Consider the following 16842-nt stretch of genomic DNA (forward strand, 5'->3'; position numbering starts at 1 on the left):
CACCGCGGAAGGCAAAAGCACCCGCGAGATCATCCGCTGCCTCAAACGTGCCGTTGCCCGCGAAGTCTTCCGCCTGCTCACCACCACCGGAACCCCAAAACCCCTTGACGGAACATAGGAGCATCATTGCTTCGGTCACATCGAACGCGTGTGACATTCAGCCGGACGCCGCGTCCCGTCGCGGACCGGGAGTAGCGCGCCGGGTAGTGGGTACCCGGACAGCGTCCGTGAAGGACCCGTCGACGGAGGGAGCCACCATCGCTCGGTCGCAGGACTCGGAACGCGCGAAGTGCCGGCACGACTATCTCGCGCAGATCGCCGGCTCCTCGCAGGCGAATCCTGCGGTCACCTGACGAACCGAGGACCTCGATGGCGCCACGTGAGGAGATGTATCCGGAGCCCGACGACATGCAGGTCATCGCGAGCCTCGATCAGCTGGCCGCTCTCGTCGCGGGGGATCCGCTCATCTATCTGCGCTGTTCACCGGGACCGGCCGCGGACGCCGCGGACGGCCCCACGCGGGATGTCGAAGGCAATGTCACCCTGCCCGGTTGGTCTGTCCTGCCGGTCGCGCCGGAACCGTGGTGGCGCCGGCCCGTCGAGGACTGGGTGGCACGGCGGGTCCACCGGTACGCCACGCGGGACGCGTCCGACGGATGCTTCCTCTGGTTGCTCAAGGGAACGATGGTCGGCCGCGGACCCGACCAGGAACCGTTGGTGATCGACATCCAGCCGCACGCGCGGCTGAGTCCCAGGGTGCTATGGGAGGCGGAGCAGCGGTATCACGAGCGGTTCGACGTGCAGACGGAATCCGCAGGGCGGTGAGTCCACAAGGCGGTGAGGCGGACGGCCGGCGTCGTCCGCCCGGCTTCACCGCTGCAGGACGAGGTGGGGCGTCTCGTGTTCCGGAAGAAGCACGTCCTGGACCATGTCCGTTGTCCGCAGAGCCGAGAACGACACCAGCGCAATCGCCACGATCAGCGTCGCGGCGACCGTGCGAGCCCACGGAAGCCGAGGCGGATCGACCAGCGCGCGCACGCGTTCGACGACGTCACCGCCCGCCACCGAGAGGGTGGTCGACGAATGAGCCTCGAGGGAGCGGCTTCTCGCGACGGCTGCGGCGGCGACGGCTTGGGCGGCCGCGCGACGGCCACCGGCGGCGGCTTCCTCGTCGGCCCACCGCTCCGCGGCCCTGCGAACGACGTCGGGAACCGGCCGCAGCAGCGGATGGAGTGCGGCCGCCGTCTCGGCGATCTGGATCCACCGGGAATGATGGTGCCGCAGGTGGGCGTACTCGTGGGCGAGCAATACGGTCAGTTCGCCCTCGGTGAGAGCCGACTTCATGGCGGTCGTCACGACGATCCCGCCCCTGCGCCCGGGGACGGAGTAGGCGTCGGCGACCGGGCTCCGGGCGAGGAGGTAGCCCTCCGTCCGGGGGAGGTTTCGGCAGAATCGAGTTGCTGCGCAAAGGTTCTGCCGGACGTGCCCGAGGTGCCGCAGACCCCCGGCTGTGGCACACAGAGCGGCGGTGAGGAGGATCGCCGCGACTGCGACGGATGTCGTGCCGGGCCGGTGGTGGATGAGCGTGAGGGCCACGGCAGTCGCCGACGAGAGCAATGTCAGGGCGCAGAGAGCGGAGAGAACAGGTAGGAGCCGGACCGTTGTCGCCGGCCGGGCCTGTACCGCGATGCGCTCGGCTCCGATACCGAGCGCTGCTCCCACCGCGAGTGGAGCGAGGACAGCAGGCATTATCACGGCTCTCTCCCTTCGTCCGGCTCGCCGTCCTCGCGCCCGAGCAGCCTCAGCAGCATCCGCTCGTCGTCGGGTGTCAATTCCGCGACGAACCGGGCCAGCACGTCCGCGCGGCGGCCGTACTTGTCGAGAAGCCGATGCATGTCCCGGGCGGCCTGCGCAGCCGGGAGAGTCTCGATCGGTGCCGCGAGCCGATACGCGTAACCACGACCGGACGGCGTCCGGTCGAGAATTCCCTTGCCGTGCATGCGGGCCAGCGTCGTCATCACGGTGGTGTGGGCGAGTGCTCCTGGCAGCAAATCGTTCACCCTTGCCACGGTGAGCGGCTCTTCCGCGCCGGCAAGGACGTCGACGATCTCCTGCTCCAGGGTGCCGCGTAGGCGCCGCGCCATCGGTTTCAGGCTCCTCTCAGGACGGCTTACTACTATCGAGAAAGTAGTAGATGTCCGGTCATCCCTCTCCCGAGGAGCAGCATGTCCCAGATCAATGGACTCCCGGCGCACATACTGTTCGTGCACGCCATCGTAGTGTTGGTGCCGCTCGTGGCGGTCGGAGTCGTCCTTTCGGCCCTCTGGCCCGCCGCCCGGGTGCGGCTCGTGTGGCCCACTGCGGCGCTGGCCACCGCACTGCTCGTCCTGACCCCGCTGACCACCGAGGCCGGTGAGTCGCTGGAGCATCAGGTCGACCGCACCGCACTGCTGCACACCCATACCGAGCTCGGTGACACCATGCCGTTCGTCGCCGCTGGGCTGTTCGCCGCGGCGATGCTGGTCGGGGCCCTGCACGTGCTGGGTTCGCGTAGGTCGATGCCGGCCGCACGAGTGCGGCTCCTGACCGTGGTCACCGCCCTCGTCGCGGTCCTCGTCGGGGTCGGCGCGACGGTCCAGGTGTATCGGGTGGGCGACTCCGGTGCGCAGGCCACCTGGCAGGACCGGGTGGGCGTCGCCGCGGGGGAGGCGCCGTGACCTGTCCGGCGGCTCGCCGCCGGACACGGTGCCGCCCTAGCCGGTATCGCCTGAGCCCACCGGCCGGCGTGGTGTGGGGTCCCTCGGTCGCGCACCGAGACGCCAGGTGGCAGAGCGTCGATCACAAAAGTGAGCAGCGATCTTGTATTCCGCGCGAAGCGATGGCACACTGACTTTCGCATGAGAGCACCGCTCTCTCTCCGAAGGGAATCCCGCCATGCACGTCGCGTCCCGCCCCGCTGCCGCCGGCCTGGTCGTCTCGGGTGTTGCGTTCGCCGCCTACCCACTCCTGCGCCCCTACGGCCCCGAGTCCGGCACCGCGTTCGCGGCCGATCTTGCGTCCACCGCGTGGCTGGCAGCCCACACCCTCGGGATGATCGGCTTCACGGCTCTCGCCCTTGCCCTGCGGTCCCTTGTCGCGACCGGTACGCCGTGGCGCTGGGGCGGCCGACCCTTGCGGGAGGTCGAGACCCGGATGTGGCTCGCACTCGCACTGCTGCTTCCGTACTACGGCGCCGAGGCCTACGGCCTGAGCGCCGTCGGTCGCTACGCGCTCGACGGGGACACCGACGTCCTCACGGTGGCGGAGTCCTTCCGCTACGCGCCGTTCGAAGTCGCGACGTTCACCGTCGGGCTCCTGCTGCTGATGCTCGTCGGCGGGCGCCTCGCACACGGCACGTGGGCAGCGGGCGGCGCTACGCGTGTCGGCGGCCTGCTCGCCGGACTGGGCTTGGCGACCTACCTCCCGCAGTTCTTCATGCCGCCGGAGGTACGTATGGCCCACGGGATCGTCCTCGGCCTGGGCCTGGTCGTGCTCGCACGGTCGGTGGCCCGTCCGCTCGGCCTGCCGGGGGCAAGCGCCGGCATGGCCGTGCCGGTCGCGACTCGAGACCGGATCCACCGGCGGGATGAGCAGGGCGCATGTGATGCGGTGGGAGGAATGCGCCCCGGCGCCGAGGAAACGTAGCCGTCACCCTCACAGGGGGTGTGACTGATGTCGGCGGGGCACCGGGACGCTGCCGGGCCCTCCGATACGGGCTCCGCGGCGGAAGGCGCGTCGCAGTCGGGTTTCCAGCGAAATGGTACGTAACCGTTGGCGTTGAACAGTTTTCGTGCCGGACGTGCCCGTTCGGCGCCGGCCGGGCGGGCGCCACGTTCTGCCGTAGAGTGGCACGGTGCTGACAGCTTTCTGGTACGGCCTGGGTACCGCGGTGCCGCTGTTCGCCGGTGCCCTGATGGGGCTCCGGTACGACCTGCCCCGTCCGCTGCTTGCGGCCCTGATGGCGTTCGGTGCCGGAGCCATGGTCTCCGCGGTGTCCACCGAATTGTTCGCGCCTGCCTTCGCGGACCAAGGCCTGTGGTCCGCAGGCGGCGCGCTGCTGCTCGGTGCCGTGGTGTACGTCGTCGCCGACCGGTTGATCGAGCGCCGGCTCGGCGCCGCTGCACTGGGGTGGGCGCTGATGCTCGGGGCGTTGCTCGACGGGATCCCGGAGAACGCCGCCCTCGGGGTGACACTCGGCGGTGCCGGTGCCGGCGGGTTGGTACTGCTGGTCGCCATCGCCGTCGGCAACGTGCCCGAGGCGGTCGCCGGTGCCGCGTCGATGCGCTCGAACTTCGACCGGCGGAAGGCCGTGCTCATCTGGGGCATCACGGCGGCGCTGCTGGTGGTCGTGGTGGTCGTCGCGACGGCGTATGCCGACTCGCTGCCACCCGCGGGGATCTCGCTCATCCAGGCCTTCGCCGGTGGCGCGACGATCGCGGTCCTCGCCGATTCCCTGATGCCGGAGGCATACCGGGAAGGTGGCTGGTGGGTGGGAATATCCACCGCCCTCGGATTCCTCGTCGCGTCCGCTCTGGGCGGGTGACGTCGTCGCCGGCATCCGAACCCGTCCGTTTCACCGGCGGCGGGCGGGGCGCCGGTCGCCGGGCTCACCGGCTGCCGCCGCACGCTGCCCGCCCTGACCCCGATGCTCGACTACCTCGACGCCGAACACGAGAGCGTGCGCTGAGCCGCGGCGCGGAAGTGGAAGAACTCACTCGTAGAAGGCGTGCAGCCGGTGCAGGAGCTGCATCACGGAAATCCACACCGTCAGTTCGATAATCTCCGGCGGCGCAAGTTCCTTCGTGGCAGCGGCGATGACCTCCGGGGTGATCTGCGCGGGGCTGCTCGACGCGGCCTCGGCGTAGGCGAGGGCCGTGTCGGTGCGCTTGTCGAGCCCGTCGCGGCTCCCGGCGAGCTGTGAAGTGGTTGCGCCGGCATACTCGGCCAGATTGCGCGCCGATTTCGCGAGTGCCTCGTCTTCGACTGCGTTCGCGTACACGAGACCGGCCAGGTGCTTCGCGCGCAACCCGAGCCGGCTCTGCTTCGGGTCGGTATTGGCACCGAGGACGGCGGCGAGTGCGCGAATCGCCCGGCCGTGTGACAGGTGCGCCAGGACCGGGAAGTCGTGGCCCGTTCGCTGGCGGAGATGAATCCCGACTGCCGGCCAACTGTGTGGCACACCGGACGTCCAGCGCTTGTCGGCGCGGATCACCGACGGCAAGACCGGCAACAAGCCGAGCAGGTCCACAAACCTGTCCGGTTGCGGCTTGGTCGGGGTTACGGTGGCTGCCGGTATCGGCAGGTGTTTGCCGGCCGTCCAGCCCGTCGGACCGATCACCTCGTCGGAAAGGGCCAGCATGCTCTCTTCGAGCGGAATACCCACAGTGTCATTGAATTTGTTCAAGAAGCCCATCACCGCGACTGCGAGCACCAACCACTCCGCGTCCGCCGGAGAAAATGAATCTCGCAGCGCATCCCGCTGCGCCGGGGTCAGCGACCCGGGAACGCGTCCGAGTCCCTCCGCGACGTCGAGCGCGGACCGCTCGGCACTGCTGTAGCCACCCGACGCCGGCCCCCGGTCCACGATCCGCACAAGATCACCCTCGTCGGCCCCACGCCGGAGCGCGAACGCGCAGCAGTGTGATGCGCAGTATGCGCACCCCGCTGCGCGGCTGGCCGTGTACATGGCGAGGCCGACCGTCGCCTTGGGGGGTCCGAAACCGAACAGCAGGAAGGGCAGGTTGAGGAAGTTGGGTACCAGCACGTTGTACGTGCGCATCCCGATCGGCCAGATCTCCAAATACGCGGCGGCATTCGGCGCTACGCCGAGAACCTTCCGGACCATTGCAAACTGCGCACCGTATCGGCGTTGCAGGGTCACCATGTCCACGGACGATCCGTGCAGCGCCTGAGCGATTGTCCCGGGCGAGGACGTCACGAGGCGAATCGTACCGCCGACACCGACCGCGGTACCAGGTCCGTGCACGTCGACAAAGGTCGAGGAGTTCGTCGGCCCGGCGTTACGCCGCCGAACACGCCCTCCTCCCCAGGCTGCGGCCTGACTCACATGACCGACCGGAGCGGAGTGCCTCCTCGGCCCCATGCCCGCCGCGGATGCCATGATCGTGGCCATGGCACCGACGTTGAACCTCGTGGGCGATGCCGACGCCGATGCGTTGCTCGCCGCCGATCCGCTCGCCCTGCTCATCGGGATGCTCCTCGATCAGCAGGTTCCGATGGAGACCGCGTTCGCGGGACCGAAGAAGCTCGCCGACCGCCTCGGTGGTCTGGACGTGCACCGCATCGCCGACGCCGATCCGGACGAGTTCGCCGCGATCTGCGCCCGGCCGCCGGCCGTGCACCGGTTTCCCGGATCGATGGCCAAGCGGATCCAGGCGCTGTGCGCCGAGATCACGGACCGCTACGACGGCGACGCGGCGGCCCTGTGGACGAGCGGCGACCCCGACGGCAAGGAGGTGCTGAAGCGCCTGAAGGCCCTGCCCGGCTACGGCGACCAGAAGGCCCGGATCTTCCTCGCCCTGCTGGGCAAGCAGATCGGGGTGCGGCCGGAGGGATGGCGGGAGGCCGCGGGGGAGTACGGCGAGGACGGGTCGCGGCGGTCCATTGCCGACGTCGTCGACGCCCAGACCCTGCAGGAGGTCCGGGAGTTCAAGAAGGCGTCGAAGGCGGCCGCGAAGAAGAAGTGAGCCGCGCTAGCGCTCGTCGTCGCCGGGCACGGCCTCTTCCCGTGCCTGGGACGGGAAGACCGAGTGCAGCGGATTGACCCCGCCGATCGCCCCGTGCCCGGGCACGCCGTGTTCGTAGGCGGATTCGGCGTGCAGGGCCAGGTCGATACCGGACGCCTCGTCCTCCTTGCTGACCCGGAAGCCGAAGGTGCGGTCGATCAGCTTGCCGAGGCCGTAGGACACGCCGAAGGCGTAGAGCCCCACCACCAGCACCGCGAGGACCTGCTTGCCGAGCTGGGCGAAGCCGCCGCCGTACAGCAATCCTTCCGGGCCGTCGGTCATCACGGCGGTCGCGAGCAAGCCGACGAGAACGGTGCCGACGATGCCGCCCATCAGGTGCACGCCGACGACGTCGAGCGAATCGTCATAGCCCAGGCGGAACTTCCAGCCCACGGCGTACGAACAGACGATGCCGGCCACCGCGCCGACGACGAGCGCACCGAGAACATCGACGGTGCCGCACGAGGGGGTGATCGCCACCAGCCCGGCGACGACACCCGAGGCGGCGCCGAACGTGGTGGGGTGCCCGTCGCGGCGCTGTTCGACGAACAGCCACCCGAGCATGCCGGTGCACCCGGCGACGAGCGTGTTGAGGAAGACCGCGGCGGCCTTGCCGTCGGCGGCCAGGGCGGAGCCGGCGTTGAATCCGAACCAGCCGAACCACAGCAGGCCCACACCGAGCAGGACGATCGGGAGGTTGTGCGGCCGCATGGACTCGGAACGGAATCCCAGCCGCGGGCCGAGCACCAGTGCCAGGGCCAGACCGGACGCTCCGGAGACGGTTTCGACGACGAGTCCACCCGCGTAGTCGAGCACGCCGAGCCGTGCGATCCAGCCGTCGGGTCCCCAGACCCAGTGGGCGACAGGGACGTACACGAGCAGTGCCCATGCCGGCACGAACAGCATCCAGGCGGAGAACTTGGCCCGGTCGGCGATCGCCCCGCTGACGAGGGCGGCGGTGATGATCGCGAAGGTCAATTGGAAGGTGGCGAACAGGAGTTCCGGTACCTGGCCGTGGACGGTGTCGGGCCCGATACCGCTCATCCCCAGGTGTGCGACTCCGCCGAGCACTCCGCCGCCGAGATCGTCGTCGAAGCTGAGCGTGTAGCCCGCGACGAGCCACGTGACCGTGACGAGCGGGATCGACACGAAGCTCATCATGATCATGTTGAGGACGCCGGTGGAGCGGACCATCCCGCCGTAGAACAAGGCGAGACCCGGGGTCATCAGCAGGACGAGGGCGGTGCTCGCCAGCAGCCACGCGGTGGCCCCGGCGTCGATCGTGGGTGACACGGCAGATTCTCCTCACGCGCACGGTTCTCGGTGCGCCGGGTATCTACGATGTGCCGGTCCGGTTTCTGCCACGCGGCGCGGGTGTTGCGAGCGAGTTACGGAAACGGTCATTTCGGACAAGTGGCCGCGAGGGTGTCTCGGTAGCCGCGCACGGGCGGTGCCGCGGAGCGGTGTTCGCGAGGTTCGCCCGCTACGGGACCGACGAGGTCGGCGGCCGGGGGCTCAGGTCTTCTTGCGGGGCGATCGGCGTCGTTTCGGGGCCGGCTCGGACTCCGGGATGTCTGCCGGACGGCCGGTCAGCGCCTCCACGACGGCGGCGAGATCCTCCGAGGACAGCTCGGGGGTCTCCTGCGGGGTGCGGCCCGCGGTGGCGGAGCGTGCCCTCGTTGTTGCGGTGTCGTCCATCGGTGTCCCTCTCGTCGCTCGGCGGCGTTCCCCGGATGACCGCCACGCTCACCGCACGCGCCATCCACCCGGCCAGCATGCCGGAAAGGTCCCGTTTTCGCAGCGGATGACGGCCGACACGCCCGGCGCGGATCCGGCCCCGTGCAGCGCAGCGGCCTCCCGTGCCCCGGAACGGGGCGACGGGAGGCCGCTGCGCGTGTGGTGACTGGCCCGCGAGGTTACCGGTGGTGGACCGTGCGGCGGCCGGTGACAGCCTTGACCAGGAACAGCAGGATCACCGCACCGAGGAGGCAGGTGAGGAAGCTGAAGATCAGGCCGCCGCCCGCCACATCGACACCGAAGAGCTTGAGCAGGAAGCCGCCGAGCAGACCGCCGATGACACCCACGACGATGTTCAGCAGGATGCCCTGTTGCTCGTCGGTCTTCATGATCTTGCTACCGATCCAGCCGGCGAGGCCGCCGATGATGATCCACCCGATGATTCCGAGTCCGAGCACGCTCCACTTCCCTTCGTTCGGGAATCTCGTCGATCCCCTCCGGTCTTCACCCGCCGTCGCCGGCGTGGTCACGACTTCGGTTACCCCGTAGGGCGAGCGACTACACCTCGGCGGAAAATTGTTCTCGTTCTGCGCCTTCCGCCGAGGTCAGTCAGCTGCAGTCCCGGCAGCGCGTCGTGCCGTCGTCGGACGGCGCGAGCCTGCTGTGGTGGTGGACCAGGAAACAGCTGTCGCAGACGAACTCGTCGTTCCGCCGGGGGACGACCGGGGCGGTGAGCTCCTCCCCGGACAGGTCGGCGCCGGGGAGTTCGAAAAACTCGGCGATGTCGCCGTCGTCCGGCTCCACGGTCTCGCTCACCGCCGGAAGCGTCGGGGCGGTCAGCTCGTCCGAGTCGAGCTCTTTACGGGTGTCGTAGTCGAGTGTCATGACCCTCCTCAGTCCTGGTCGCCGCCCGGCGACGGCACCAGCCGCGCGGTGCGATGTCTTCTTCGTGTCACCTTCCGGCGGGTGCCGGTGAGGGCGACGCCGGGCCGTGATCGCCCTCCTGTACCCGGACCGGGGAGATACCAAACCACTGCGCCGGAACCGGTGGGCGATCCAGGCCGGCCGTCCGACCGGACGGGTGGTCTCGCCGCGCGCGGGCCCCGGCTATCCGGTGTTCGGGATGGGCCCGACGGATGCGCCCGAGGTTCCGAATTCCTCGATCACGTCCCACAATTCGTCGTCGGGGCCGACGTCGTAGGTGCAGGAGTCCGGCCGGGGATCGGGGACGAAGGCCCAGATGAGCGCCCCGGCGGTGCCGGCCGCCTTCTGTCCCTCGATTTTCGTCGCGATGTGCTCGGCGCGGTCGGCCGTGGCGCCGCACCAGCCCGCCGGCTCGCCGATCTCGGCCACCAGCAGCGGCTTGTCGATCTGCTGGGCCTGGGCGATACGGCGCGCCAGGCCGTTCCACTGGTCGCCGGGCAACGGGATCCCGTCGGCGCCGTAGTCGTGGTACTGGACGACGTCCACCCACGGCGACGACCCGACCAGCGCGTACTCGTCGCCCTGCGTGCCGCACTGCCCGCCGCCGGTGAGCCCCGCGGTGATCAGGGTGCGGGGATCGATCGCGCGGACCTGCGCCCCCGCCGTGTCGAAGAACCCGCGCAGGACGGCGGCCGCGTCCGGCGGGCACTGCCGCAGCCACCACGAGCACGCCGCGTCGGTGCACATGCTGGTCTCGGGTTCGCCGACGAGTTCCCATGCAGCCAGCGCCGGGGAGTCCTTCCACCGCGTCACCGCCGTCGTCACCCAGTCCCGGAAGCTCAGCACGGCACGCTCGTGATCGACCGGCTCCGTCCATCCGTCGAGATACCACTGCCGGTCCTTGAACGCCTCGTCCTCGCACGCGCCGTCCTGGGCGGCGAGTACCGGGATCACGAGTTGACCGTGGGCCTCCGCCGCGGCGAACACGGCGTCGAGCGGGCCGAAGTCGAGTTCGCCGGTGAACCGGTCGACGGCCAGGGCCTGGAAGGCGTTGAAGCGGGTGAGCGAATGCGGTGGCAGCGCGCCGAAGTACGCATCCAGATCGACCATGGCGCCGCAGCCCCAATTCACCGCCCAGTTCGTGCCCAGCTGGTAGGCGTTGAAGCCGGTCGGCCACCAGGGCTGCCCGTCGAGCCGCAGCGCCGTGCCGTCGGTGGTGACCCGCGCGCCCGGATCCGGATCGGCGGCGGCGGTGCCGGCCGTGCCGATCGTCGCGGCGACGATCGAGAGACCCACCACCCACGTCTTTACCGTGCTCCCCGATCCCATGGAGGAACTGTACTGGCGCGGAGCCGGATCGGCTGCGCGTGCGAACCACACGGCACCGTCGCGTTAGCACTCGGGTTCGGTGAGTGCTAATCTGTGCTGCGTAGCAGCCGGGCCGACGAGTGAGGTTGATCCAGGAGTAGATGCCGTGTCCCGTATCTGTTCCCGGTCGCATCGAGCGGTGGTCGCCGGACCGTTCATCCACCCCGGAATTCTTGTCCTGCAGAAGGTTCCGTACGACCCCGCCACCGGATGCTGCGCACCGTTCCGCCATCGCCGACGAGGATCCGAAAGACCATGTCCGTCCTGCAGACTCCCTTCCACTCCGGACCGCACCATTCCCGCCTCGACCTCCCCGCGCTGTCGACGCTGCGTGAGGCGGTCGAGGACAAAGGGGCCGATCTGGCGCTGATGCTCGGCGCCCTGTCGATCGTGACCTTCTGGACGTTCGGCTTCGGCATTCTGCTCGGTGCGGCCGCCATCGGGACCGGCATCGCCGCCACCCGCCGGCCCGCCGTGTTCACCGACGAGGCGAAGTCCCTCGACGCCCTCGTCGGCATGCTCACCGGCATGTTCGGCATCCTTGCGGGCGTGGTGTTCCTCAGCTGGGCGCTGCCCAATCTCTGAGGCACCTGCCACGGCTAGCGAGGCGCGGACGCCGGCGCGGCCATGAAGCGGTGGAGGAAGGCCTTCACCGAATCCGGCGTCACCGTCGACGCCGCCGCCATCGCCTTGGACGCGGGGGAGCTGGCCACCACCTTCCGTTTGCCCTTCAGCATCGCCCCGTAGCCCTTGTGGGCGACCTTCGCGGGGTCGTCCTTGGGGCCGCGGGCAATCGGCGCGTCCGCCATCCCGGCCTTGCGGAAGAACGGGGTGTCGGTCGCGCCGGGCATCAGCGCGGTGACGGTGACCCCGGTCCCGCGCAGCTCCTCGTGCAGCCCCTCGGAGAACGACTGCAGGAACGACTTGGAGGCGTTGTAGACGACCTGGTACGGCCCGGGCATCTCCGAGACCACCGACGACGTGATCAGCACGCGCCCGGTGCCGCGCCCAGCCATGCCGTCGAGGACGTACTTGGCCAGATGCACGGTCGAGCGCACGTTGACGTCCACCACCTCGAGCTGGTCGTCGAGGCCGGTGTCCACGAACAGGCCACCCTGCCCGGTGCCGGCGTTGAGCGCCGCGGCGGCCAGCGGCCGGCCGGTCGCCGTCACGGCGGTGCACACCTCCTCCACGCCCGTCGCCGTCCGGAGGTCGGCGCGCACCGGAATCACGGCGGCGCCGGTGGCGGCGAGAGCGCGGGTGGCGTCGTCGAGGGCATCGGAGCGGGCCACCAGGACGAGGTCGTATCCGTCCCGGCCGAACAGTCGGGCGAGTTCCAGGCCGATTCCGCTCGACGCTCCGGTCACCAGGGCCAACGGTCGTGTTTCGGTCATGGCCCCGGATACCCGCATCACTCCGCCGCAACCACGCGGCCGGGCTGTCGGTCGGCGCCGGTAGTCTCGGCGCGTGGCCCTCTACCGTAAGTACCGACCGGCGACCTTTGCCGAGGTGGTGGGTCAGGAGCACGTCACCGAGCCCCTGAGCATCGCCCTCGACGCAGGCCGCATCAATCACGCGTATCTGTTCTCGGGCCCGCGCGGCTGTGGCAAGACCTCCTCGGCCCGGATCCTGGCCCGCTCGCTGAACTGCGCGGAGGGCCCCACGTCGGCCCCGTGCGGGACGTGCCGGTCCTGCGTGGCGCTCGGACCCGGCGGTGGCGGCAACCTCGACGTCATCGAGCTCGACGCCGCCAGCCACGGCGGCGTCGACGACACCCGCGAACTACGCGACCGCGCCTTCTACGCGCCGGCCGAGTCGCGGTACCGCATCTTCATCGTCGACGAGGCCCACATGGTCACCACGCAGGGCTTCAACGCCCTGCTCAAGATCGTCGAGGAGCCGCCGGAGCACCTGATCTTCGTGTTCGCCACCACCGAACCGGAGAAGGTGCTGCCGACGATCCGCTCGCGCACCCACCACTACCCGTTCCGGTTGCTGCCGCCCCCCGTCATGCGCGGGCTGCTCGAGAAGATCTGCACGCAGGAGAACGTGGCGGTCGAGGACGCCGTCTACCCGCTGGTGATCCGTGCGGGCGGCGGTTCGCCGCGCGACTCGCTGTCGGTGATGGACCAGCTCCTCGCCGGCGCCGGCGAGGAGGGCGTGACCTACAGCCGTGCACTCTCGCTGCTCGGCGTCACCGACGTCGCCCTCATCGACGAGGCCGTGGATGCCCTCGCCGCCGGCGACGGTGCGGGTCTGTTCGGGACCGTCGAGAAGGTGATGGATGCCGGCCACGACCCGCGACGGTTCGCGGTCGACCTGCTCGAGCGGCTCCGTGATCTCATCCTGATGCGATCGGTGCCCGACGCCGCCGATCGCGGTCTCGTCGACGCCCCGGGCGACGTGCTGGAACGGATCCGGGAGGAAGCCGACCGGATCGGTCCCGCCACCCTGACCCGGTACGCGGAGATCGTGCACTCCGGTTTGGGAGAGATGCGCGGTGCCACGGCCCCGCGCCTGCTCCTCGAGGTGATGTGCGCACGGATGCTGCTGCCCGCCGCCTCGGGTTCGGAATCGGCTGTGCTGCAACGCCTCGAGCGCCTCGAAAGCGGGATCGCGGTCCCGCAGGGCGCCGCCCCGCGGGCCGTCGCTCCGGCGCCGGCCGCGCCCAGGCCGCCGATCGCCCCTGACGAGCCGGCCGCCCGTTTCCAGCGACCCTCGCAGCGACGAGCCGCACCGTCCTCGGTCGCGCCCGCCCCCGAGCCTGCGACGGAGCCGGCCCCCGTTCCACCGGCGGAGTCACGATCGGCCGCCGCGGCGCCGACGCCCGTGCCACCGCCGACGCCCGTGCCACCGCCGACGCCCGTGCCACCGCCGACGCCCGTGCCACCGGCGCGCGAACCGGAGCCTGCGCCGCGCCCCGTCGTGCAGGAACCGGAGCCGCCCGCACCGCGACCCGCGCCGGAACCCCAGCCGGAGCCGGCGCCCGCACCGGAGTCGGCGTCCGCACCGGAGCCGGCGCCCGCCCCCGCCGCCGGGCCCGACGCCGCCGCCGTCCGCGCGGTGTGGTCCGAGGTCCGTACCAAGGTCCGCGAGCGCAGCCGCACCGTCGAGGTCATGCTGTCCGGCGCCACGGTCCGCAGCGTCGAAGCGGGCCGCATCGTGCTCGGTCACGATTCGGCCCCCCTGGTCAAGAGGCTCGTCGAACCGCGCAACGCCGCGGTGATCGCCGACGCACTGCGGGCGGTGTTCGGGGTGGACTTCGAGGTGACCTGCGTGCAGGGTGCTGCGACACCCCCCACCGCTGCGAAACCGGCCACGGCGCAGGCGGGGTCGCGCCCGTCCGGTCAGCCGCGGTTCTCCCGGCCCAGCCAGGCCCGGCAGGCCCAGCCCGCTCCGCAACCGCCCGTGACGTCCCCCGGCGCGCCCCCCGTTCCGTCGCGTCCCGAGGTCGACGACATCCCGCCGCCCGAGGCGCCGGACTACCCGGACGACCCCGGTCCCGAGCCGGACTACGAGCCACCGCGGATCAGCCCCGCCGACGTCACCCCCGAGGACGAGGAAGAGATGTTCGCCGAGGCCGCCACTCCGGGCGACCCGTCGACGCGGCGCGAACCGGAGGAAGTGGCGATCGAGTTGCTGCAGGACATCCTGGGAGCGAAGAAGATCAGCGAGTGATCACGAAAGATCGGTAAGTTGACCGATTGTCGGCGTGATCGCCGGGTTCCTATGGTCGAGCCACCTCAACCGGAACCCCGCGATTCACGGAGACAACCATGACCGATACCCTTTCCTGGCTCAGCGCAGCCGAACTCGCGACCGACGTTCGCCGAGGACAGATCAGCGCGAGCGAAGTCGCGGCGCACTTCGTGCGGCGCGTGGACAACGTCAACCCGGCGATCAACGCGATCGTCGACTTCGATCGCGAACAGGTCCTGTCGGACGCGCGCGCACTAGATGCGAAACTGGTCGGCGGCGAGTCCGTCGGACCTCTGCACGGAGTGCCCTTCACGATCAAGGATCTGACGGCCGTGGCGGGCCGGCCCCTGACGTTCGGCATGGTGCCGATGAAGGACAACATCGCCGAGCACGACGCGGTGATCGTTCGGCGGCTGAAGGCCGCAGGCGGTCTCTACCTGGGCAAGACCAACACACCGGAGAGCGGGTACTACGGCGGCACGGACAACCACCTGTTCGGTCCCACCCACAATCCGTGGAAGCGCGGATACAGCGCGGGAGGTTCCAGCGGCGGAGCTGCCGCCGCCGTCGCGGCCGGTCTCGGCCCGCTGGCCGAAGGCAGCGACGGAGCGGGGTCGGTGCGCATACCTGCGTCGCTCTGTGGCGTGGTCGGGCTCAAGCCCTCGACCGGGCGGGTGCCGCAGACCATTCTGGGTGGTCGCTTCTACCATTGGGCCTACCACGGTCCGATCACCCGCACGGTCGAAGACAATGCCCTCATGCTCGGTGTCGTCGCCGGACCCGACGAATCCGATCCGCTCAGTCTGCCGGCCTCGGACACCGACTACGTCGCCGAGACGAAGAAGGACATCGCCGGGTGGCGTATCGCGTGGTCGCCGGATCTGGGCTTCGCAGAGGTGGATCCGGAGGTGGCGGCGATCTGCGCGCAGGCCGTTCGGGCGTTCGAGGACCTCGGTGCCCGGGTCGAGGAGGCGACGCCCGGCTGGGGAGACCCGGAAGAAGCGATGTGGCACGGTATCTGGGTTCCCGGTTTCGCGGCCGAACACGACATGATCGACTGGGACGAGTGGCAGGGCCAGGTCGACGACAATCTCGTCGAACTGATGCGTGAAGGAGAGCGTCTCACAGGTGTCGATGTCGGGCGGGCGGACCTGTTCCGTGGCCGGATGTGGGATACGTTCTCGTCGTTCATGCAGGGCTATGACCTGCTGGTCTCGCCCACGCTGTGTGAAGCGGCCCATCCGCTGGGACAGTTCGCTCCCGGCCGGCTGGCGGGCGCGTCTCTGCGCTCCCAGCTGCTCGGCTGGCTGATGACCTATCCGTACAACATGCTGACGACCCCGGCCGTCACCGTCCCTGCCGGATTCACGTCGGACGGGCGTCCGGTCGGACTGCAGATCGCGGGACGGCTCCACGCCGACGCTGCGGTACTGCGCGCAGCGGCGAACTTCGAACGCGCTCGCCCCTGGGCGGACCGCATCCCGGAACTGTGACCGGGCGGGGAAACGGGCACACAAGAGGGAATATATCTGCCCGGTAACAGGATTCGACTCCACTGGACACGGGGTTCGACTATCGTCGAGCAATGGTCGTACCCGTGTTCAGTGGACTGGTTTCGGTGTTGCTGGGAGAGAACGCCGTCGATCGCATGGCCGGACTCACCCGGTACATGACCGATCAGCTCGACTGCGCGGCGGCTGCCGTGACACGCGTGGCGGGCGGTCGGCACGCGGTGGTGGCCAGCCATGGCTACGACGACCGAACCCTGGACTACCTCGTCACCGATTTCGTCGACCAGGATCCGGGCATGCAGGCGGTTCGGGCCGAGCCCTCCGCGATACTGACCTGGCGGGACATTCCGTCGTATCGTCAGACCTACTCGGTGCGCGAAGTGTTCGTCCCTGCCGGATTCTCCGAAGGCACCTCCGTCGTTCTGACGTCCCCCACCGGCGTCGCGGTGGGGGCTCTGCACGTCAGTGTGGCGCACGATTCGGTCCCCCACGGGGTGAAGACGACGCTGAGCGATGCTCGGGGGTACGCCGCCTGGTCGGTGGACACGCTCACGCGGCAGGAAGAGGTGGCCCTCACCCCACGAGAACACGAAGTTCTCGAACTGGTGATCGCTGGCCTGTCCAACCGCGAGATCGCGCAGCGAATGCAGCTGTCGCGCAGCACGGTCAACACGCATGTCGAGCATCTGCTGCGCAAATTGAAGGCCCCCAACCGGGTCGGTGCGGTGGTGCGCGCGGTTCGGCTCGGTCTGGTGTCGAATCGGGATCCGTGGGCGCAGCCCACGTAGCAGCCCGCTCCGGGCCGGCGGAGGGATCCC

The 16842-nt window shown here is 69.9% G+C and carries 18 protein-coding genes; 9 read left to right on the top strand and 9 right to left on the bottom strand.

The features are described 5' to 3' along the window. Positions 1-369 precede the first annotated feature (369 nt). Entirely contained in the window at positions 370-825 is a 456-nt protein-coding gene (locus ACWPOB_RS08165; protein ID WP_455400500.1) for a DUF6098 family protein, read from the top strand. A 45-nt stretch (positions 826-870) separates the two neighbouring features. On the opposite strand, the gene ACWPOB_RS08170 is transcribed toward ACWPOB_RS08165, so the two are convergent. Together ACWPOB_RS08170 and ACWPOB_RS08175 are read right to left on the bottom strand one after the other, a co-directional pair. Beyond that, positions 871-1749 carry a M56 family metallopeptidase gene (locus tag ACWPOB_RS08170; protein ID WP_455400623.1) on the bottom strand — a complete coding sequence of 293 codons (879 nt, stop codon included), beginning with the start codon at positions 1747-1749 and terminating at the stop codon, positions 871-873. 2 nt (positions 1750-1751) lie between these two features. Further along, on the bottom strand, positions 1752-2144 hold the full coding sequence (locus tag ACWPOB_RS08175) for a BlaI/MecI/CopY family transcriptional regulator (RefSeq protein WP_100057224.1): 393 nt from the start codon (positions 2142-2144) through the stop codon (positions 1752-1754). A gap of 81 nt (positions 2145-2225) precedes the next feature. Between ACWPOB_RS08175 and ACWPOB_RS08180 the strand changes: the two genes are divergently transcribed. From ACWPOB_RS08180 to ACWPOB_RS08190, 3 genes are all read left to right on the top strand, one after another. Next, entirely contained in the window at positions 2226-2717 is a 492-nt protein-coding gene (locus ACWPOB_RS08180) for a hypothetical protein (RefSeq protein ID WP_455400501.1), read from the top strand. A 217-nt stretch (positions 2718-2934) separates the two neighbouring features. Next, positions 2935-3684 (top strand): hypothetical protein, encoded by a 750-nt coding sequence (locus ACWPOB_RS08185; protein ID WP_100057223.1) that lies wholly within the window; start codon positions 2935-2937, stop codon positions 3682-3684. A 208-nt stretch (positions 3685-3892) separates the two neighbouring features. Continuing rightward, a complete protein-coding gene (locus ACWPOB_RS08190) occupies positions 3893-4582 on the top strand; it encodes a ZIP family metal transporter (RefSeq protein WP_006943098.1) in 690 nt (229 codons plus the stop codon). 168 nt (positions 4583-4750) lie between these two features. Here the strand turns inward: ACWPOB_RS08190 and ACWPOB_RS08195 are convergent, their stop codons facing one another. Next, entirely contained in the window at positions 4751-5977 is a 1227-nt protein-coding gene (locus ACWPOB_RS08195; protein WP_455400502.1) for a hypothetical protein, read from the bottom strand. A 193-nt stretch (positions 5978-6170) separates the two neighbouring features. Here ACWPOB_RS08195 and ACWPOB_RS08200 point away from each other — a divergent pair, with 193 nt between their 5' ends. Then, complete coding sequence (locus tag ACWPOB_RS08200; protein ID WP_455400503.1) at positions 6171-6746, top strand: HhH-GPD-type base excision DNA repair protein; 576 nt, start codon at positions 6171-6173, stop codon at positions 6744-6746. A 6-nt stretch (positions 6747-6752) separates the two neighbouring features. Here the strand turns inward: ACWPOB_RS08200 and ACWPOB_RS08205 are convergent, their stop codons facing one another. From ACWPOB_RS08205 to ACWPOB_RS08225, 5 genes are all read right to left on the bottom strand, one after another. Then, on the bottom strand, positions 6753-8078 hold the full coding sequence (locus tag ACWPOB_RS08205; protein WP_455400504.1) for an ammonium transporter: 1326 nt from the start codon (positions 8076-8078) through the stop codon (positions 6753-6755). 222 nt (positions 8079-8300) lie between these two features. After that, positions 8301-8483, bottom strand: a complete 183-nt coding sequence (locus tag ACWPOB_RS08210; RefSeq protein WP_455400505.1) for a hypothetical protein — start codon at positions 8481-8483, stop codon at positions 8301-8303. Positions 8484-8701: 218 nt separating this feature from the next. Further along, complete coding sequence (locus tag ACWPOB_RS08215; protein ID WP_006943117.1) at positions 8702-8980, bottom strand: GlsB/YeaQ/YmgE family stress response membrane protein; 279 nt, start codon at positions 8978-8980, stop codon at positions 8702-8704. Between the two features lie 151 nt (positions 8981-9131). Next, positions 9132-9407: a DUF4193 family protein gene (locus tag ACWPOB_RS08220; protein WP_455400506.1), complete on the bottom strand. Its 276-nt coding sequence runs from the start codon at positions 9405-9407 to the stop codon at positions 9132-9134. A gap of 222 nt (positions 9408-9629) precedes the next feature. Next, positions 9630-10775, bottom strand: coding sequence for a beta-mannosidase (locus ACWPOB_RS08225; protein WP_455400507.1), 1146 nt, complete (start codon positions 10773-10775; stop codon positions 9630-9632). Between the two features lie 294 nt (positions 10776-11069). On the opposite strand from ACWPOB_RS08225, the gene ACWPOB_RS08230 reads away from it, so the two are divergent. After that, a complete protein-coding gene (locus tag ACWPOB_RS08230; protein WP_455400508.1) occupies positions 11070-11399 on the top strand; it encodes a hypothetical protein in 330 nt (109 codons plus the stop codon). A 14-nt stretch (positions 11400-11413) separates the two neighbouring features. On the opposite strand, the gene ACWPOB_RS08235 is transcribed toward ACWPOB_RS08230, so the two are convergent. Then, on the bottom strand, positions 11414-12208 hold the full coding sequence (locus ACWPOB_RS08235) for an SDR family NAD(P)-dependent oxidoreductase (protein ID WP_455400509.1): 795 nt from the start codon (positions 12206-12208) through the stop codon (positions 11414-11416). Positions 12209-12281: 73 nt separating this feature from the next. On the opposite strand from ACWPOB_RS08235, the gene ACWPOB_RS08240 reads away from it, so the two are divergent. The 3 genes from ACWPOB_RS08240 (at position 12282) to ACWPOB_RS08250 (ending at position 16812) form a co-directional block, all read left to right on the top strand. Further along, on the top strand, positions 12282-14492 hold the full coding sequence (locus ACWPOB_RS08240) for a DNA polymerase III subunit gamma and tau (RefSeq protein ID WP_455400510.1): 2211 nt from the start codon (positions 12282-12284) through the stop codon (positions 14490-14492). Between the two features lie 98 nt (positions 14493-14590). Beyond that, a complete protein-coding gene (locus ACWPOB_RS08245) occupies positions 14591-16006 on the top strand; it encodes an amidase (protein ID WP_455400511.1) in 1416 nt (471 codons plus the stop codon). A gap of 92 nt (positions 16007-16098) precedes the next feature. Then, entirely contained in the window at positions 16099-16812 is a 714-nt protein-coding gene (locus ACWPOB_RS08250) for a helix-turn-helix domain-containing protein (protein WP_455400512.1), read from the top strand. Positions 16813-16842: the final 30 nt, after the last annotated feature.

Source organism: Rhodococcus sp. 2H158, assembly GCF_053764755.1.